The organism is Nitrospirota bacterium, from assembly GCA_040754395.1.
Taxonomy (GTDB): Bacteria; Nitrospirota; Thermodesulfovibrionia; order Thermodesulfovibrionales; family SM23-35; genus JBFMCL01.
Genome location: JBFMCL010000044.1, coordinates 1 through 3,984 on the forward strand (window position 1 = coordinate 1; position 3,984 = coordinate 3,984).

At 46.8% G+C, this 3,984-nt stretch carries 4 protein-coding genes; all 4 read right to left on the minus strand.

Annotated features, from left to right (window positions below; genetic code table 11):
• Window positions 1-36: 36 nt before the first annotated feature.
• On the minus strand, window positions 37-825 hold the full coding sequence (locus AB1552_14195; protein ID MEW6054910.1) for a hypothetical protein: 789 nt from the start codon (window positions 823-825) through the stop codon (window positions 37-39).
• Between the two features lie 3 nt (window positions 826-828).
• Window positions 829-2,079 carry a sulfite exporter TauE/SafE family protein gene (locus tag AB1552_14200; protein ID MEW6054911.1) on the minus strand — a complete coding sequence of 417 codons (1,251 nt, stop codon included), beginning with the start codon at window positions 2,077-2,079 and terminating at the stop codon, window positions 829-831.
• A gap of 26 nt (window positions 2,080-2,105) precedes the next feature.
• Window positions 2,106-2,840 carry a GntR family transcriptional regulator gene (locus tag AB1552_14205; GenBank protein ID MEW6054912.1) on the minus strand — a complete coding sequence of 245 codons (735 nt, stop codon included), beginning with the start codon at window positions 2,838-2,840 and terminating at the stop codon, window positions 2,106-2,108.
• A gap of 188 nt (window positions 2,841-3,028) precedes the next feature.
• Window positions 3,029-3,984 (minus strand): sigma-54 dependent transcriptional regulator (locus tag AB1552_14210; protein ID MEW6054913.1); only part of this gene is annotated, 956 nt, incomplete at its 5' end.

Here is a 3,984-nt window from a genome sequence, read left to right on the forward strand (position 1 = left end):
CCGTCTACAGGAACCAGTATCTTCATTTTTTCCTCCTTAGACTTCCTTCTTTACTTTCGCCTTCTTCATGCTCAGTCCTATGCCCTCAAAGATGAAGAAGATCGCATATCCCCACCACATTGTATAGGCCACATAGAATACCAGCAGGGTTGTCATCATGCCGACATGATCAATCACCTTCTGTGCCTCAATCCCATAAAAATTGTAGGCAGCTTCAACCGCCTTTTTCATGACATCAGAACATATTTTTGCTTCAGGAACCATCTTCTCCTTCTTGAACTCCTTGTCCATCTTGGCCAGAACGGTATGCCACTGCCGGAACATCTTCTTCTCGAACTCCTTTTGTTCTTCCTCCTTCACAAGTGACATCGCATCCGCATATTTGGCCCTGATCTGTTCCCCATTATTTTTAAACATTGCGTCTGAATCCTGGAGCGCTGATTCGAGGATTTTCCCGAGGTCCCCTTCCATCTTTATTTCAGGCCCCATGACTTCTGTCCTGGCCCCGGTAGGAATCAAGAGCTTCGATGCCAGTTCTGCACGCTTCTCCGCATCCCCGGGCTTGTCGTCTGGTTTGTCCATCTTTATGGTAATATTGATCATCTTACCCATAAACTCTTCATTGTTCTGCAGCACTTTCGGGATAAAATACGACGATCCCTTTGCCAGCCTGTTGAACATCCTGTCAGCATACTCCAAACCGTTCTGAGATGATCCGTCAGGTGCCTTTGGAAAAACAGGAGAAAAAATCAGGACAAGAACAACAAGAAACGATATTGCAAGGACTATTCCCAGTCCCAGATGTCCTTTATGTTTGCCCGCCATCTCTTATCCCTCCTCTTTTAATGATTTAATGTTCGCAAAGAACTTGCTGATAACCCAAACGCCGAAAAACCCCACAACAATCCAGAACAGGATATTCCCGATAAACTCAATATTGGAGGTGAGGGCTTTCGGCAAATTGACCATCTCAAGCTCTGTCATTTTCTTTGGAAGGGTTGAAGCCCTGTTTATGAAACCTGCAATGATAGATGCCGCATAGAACCCTCTGATGTGTATCCCCTTCACGACCTTTGTCGTCAGCGCTCCTACCTGGATCCCGATCAGGGAGCCGATCAGCATGCCCATGGCGAGGGTGTAGAACACGTACCCGTAAATGGCATACTGCGCGATCGATGCAAGACCCGCGGTAAAGATGATCTGGAGGATATCGGTACCGACAGTTGTTGCGGTAGAGACACCGAATATATACACGAACATTGGAAAAGTAACAAAACCGCCGCCGACACCCATGATCGCTGCGAGCATTCCGACAATGACTCCACCGATCGCAACAAACAGCCAGGAGATTCTCCTGCCGCCGAAGTCCTCATCAAAGGTGATCATCGGCGGGATATTGACCTTCTGGATGCTTACTGCAAGGGAAGTCATGCCTGACGGTCCGCCATGGGCGTCATGTGCGCCTCCCTCTGAAGGTTTTCTCGTTGATTTTATAAAGTCGGCAAGGGCATAAAATCCGAGAAATCCGAGGAGCACCGCATATACCAGACTGATAAACGCTTCACTTAAGAGCGGATCTTTGTTGTAGAGGCCCTTATTGATCGCACCTCCGATAAAAGTGCCACCTCCGGAACCGATAAGAAATGCGATGGCAAGCTTAACCGAGACGTTGCCCAGTTTCTTGTGCACCGCGGTTCCCATGATCGCCTTTGCAAAGATATGGAACACATCCGTGCCGACTGCAAGGATTCCTTTCACTCCCGCTGCCATCAGCGCCGGAGTAATGATAAAGCCGCCCCCCGCGCCAATGCAGCCGGTAATCAGACCCGCCGCAAGGCCTACCGCGATCGAAACGATAAATATCGTGTTCGTATAATGGGCAGGCGCATATGCCGTTTTTCCGCCTATCATATCTGCTGCCTGTAACAACGTTACCGCAAGTATCGGCATCAGCATGACAAAAAGGATCAGAAGTTTTTTCCGGTTTCTGATGATGTTCATCGAAACCTCATAATCCCATTTTGCATGAGCTATTGACGCCATCTTGAGAAACTCATACATCTTTCTTGGAAAACTCATGTCAACCCCTCCTTTTTAAGCAATTCTTACCTTATGCGTTCAAATTCTATCTGAAACTTAGCGCTGCTTCCGGTCCCGGTTGTTTTTGTTATGCCGATGGGGTGCCCATCCGAACTTATCAGTGTTCTGCTGACCACCAGGGCTGTCACGCCTTCCTGCTGTTTCAGTGTCATTGCATCCTCTTTTTTTATTTCAGCAAATTCAACCGTCTGCACGACCCTGAATATCTTTTTTGTCCCCTTCTCTTCTATCAGATCATAGATTGATCTGCCAGATATATCTTCCTGCTCGATATCAGGAAGAATAAACAGCGGGATGAAGATTTCTTCGCCGTATATTTCTCCATCGACAACTTTTCTGATACAAATGCGGTATATTTCATCCTCTGTCATTAATACTTCTTTTTCCTCCGCCCCTTTCCAAAACCCCCTGAACAGTATTTCCTTTTCTACTTTCACCCCCTCTCCATACATATCTTCAGATAATCTTGTCCTCATATTGACACCCGGCTGAGGCACAGAATACGCCACAAAAGTCCCTTTTCCCTGCTGCCGCTTCAGACACCCTTCCCGAACAAGTTCCTGCATCGCTTCCCGCACTGTAACCTTGCTTACATCATATATCCTGCAGAGTTCATCTTCGGGAGGAATACGTGTTCCGGCAGGCCACTCACCGCTTTCTATCTTTTCGAGGATAATGGAGTATATCTGCACATACAGTTTTTCCTTGCTTCCCCGGTCTACTGTTTTCTCAATCTTCATATACTCATTAATTCCTGTCTTTATAATGATTTCATGTTCAAGCAACAGCTATGCCATAACATAACTTATTGATTTTTCGAAACATTGATTTTACTCCGGGCACATGTATGCAATCAAAAGCTGCAGAAGTGAGGGAATTACGCGGAATTTTCCAAGAAAAGTGCAATAAATTATTGCCTGTCAATTCTTTATTGCATGCGGAGATCTTTGAGCTTTTTCTGAAGTTGCTGGCGGTGGATACCAAGCTGCGAAGCTGCCCGTGAAATGTTTCCCCGTGAATCCTGCAAGGCAGACCATATCAGCTCTTTTTCATACGCAACAAGTGCCTCGCGCAACCTGGGAGATACGATCTTTTTTCTTGGGGATGTGTGCAGATATGAAGGCAGATCCCCGGATAATATCCACGGGCTGTTCGCAAACGACATTGCACGTTCTATGATATTTTCAAGCTCTCTCACATTACCCGGGAACGTATAGCCCAGGAGGCTGCTCATGGCTTCGTCATTTATGCCCTTTATCATGATATCTTTTCTTTTCGGGGCATGCTTTTTTATGAAATGCTCCACCAGGAAAGGTATGTCTTCCATTCGGTTTCGCAAAGGGGGAGGGTCGATATTGATCACATTCAGGCGGTAGAAAAGGTCTTCCCTGAATGTCCCCTTTTTGCAGGCAGTCCCGAGATCCTTATTGGTCGCCGCGATGACCCTGATATCTATTTTAATTTGATGGGTTCCTCCAATCCTCATAATCTCTCCTTCCTGCAACACCCGCAGAATCTTGGTCTGGAAAAGGGGAGACACATCTCCAATTTCATCAAAAAAGACGGTTCCTCCATCCGCTACCTCGAGCAGCCCTTTTTTTGTATAGTTTGCCCCGGTAAACGCGCCCTTTTCAAATCCGAACAATTCAGACTCAAGAAGCGTATCGGGGATGGCAGTGCAGTTTATCGTAACAAACGGCTTCCCCTTTCTCGGGCTCCATTTGTGGATAGCCCTCGCCACAAGCTCTTTTCCGGTCCCGCTTTCCCCGGTGATGAGCACGTTACTTTCGCTTACCGCTGCTTTTTTAATGAGACCGAACACCTCCTGTATAACAATGCTGGTACCGATCGTCTCGTCAAAACCGTATTCGGTGTCGAGTATCT

Bases quoted from the DNA above. Each gene is read 5' to 3' on its own strand.
- AB1552_14195 (MEW6054910.1), bottom strand. From the start codon at position 825: ATGGCGGGCAAACATAAAGGACATCTGGGACTGGGAATAGTCCTTGCA.
- AB1552_14200 (MEW6054911.1), bottom strand. From the start codon at position 2,079: ATGAGTTTTCCAAGAAAGATGTATGAGTTTCTCAAGATGGCGTCAATA.
- AB1552_14205 (MEW6054912.1), bottom strand. From the start codon at position 2,840: ATGAAGATTGAGAAAACAGTAGACCGGGGAAGCAAGGAAAAACTGTAT.